Source organism: Corallococcus sp. AB049A, assembly GCF_003668885.1.
GTDB lineage: Bacteria > Myxococcota > Myxococcia > Myxococcales > Myxococcaceae > Corallococcus > Corallococcus interemptor.
Genome location: NZ_RAWL01001132.1, coordinates 1 through 441, shown reverse-complemented (window position 1 = coordinate 441; position 441 = coordinate 1). Strand labels below are relative to the sequence as shown.

The following is a 441-nucleotide window of genomic DNA, read 5'->3' as shown; positions in this document are numbered from 1 at the left end:
GCGCATAGTCGATGACGATGTGGGCGAAGTCCGGCTGGCCCGTCACCGGGCAAAGGCTGGTGAACTCCGGCGCCGTGAACCGGGCCAGATACAGCGTATCCGCATGCGGGTTCGGCACCCGCTCCAGCACCGCCGTCTCGGGACTGGTCGGAGCGGCGGTCTGGGCGCCGAGCTGGCTGAGGTTGTCGGTATAGTGGGTCATGCCGGGCATTTAGGCGCTTGCGACGCGTATGAAAATCCTCCCCCGCTCCACTTCCCTCTCCCATTGGGAGAGGGCTTGAGCTCACGGCGGCGTCAGCCGGCGTCATTGCGCGAAAGGGTGAGGGTCGGATGGCGCGATCTGGCCAACCGACCGACCCTCATCCGGCCCTCCGGGCCACCTTCTCCCAACAGGAGAAGGGAGACGACCAGCCAGCCATCGTAATCCCGGACGGCTTCCCC

General features: G+C 66.4%; 1 pseudogene. It reads right to left on the bottom strand.

Annotation, left to right across the window (positions count from 1 at the left end):
- Positions 1-202, bottom strand: a pseudogene (locus tag D7X55_RS45435) (NADPH-dependent 7-cyano-7-deazaguanine reductase); the annotation flags it as partial.
- Positions 203-441: the final 239 nt, after the last annotated feature.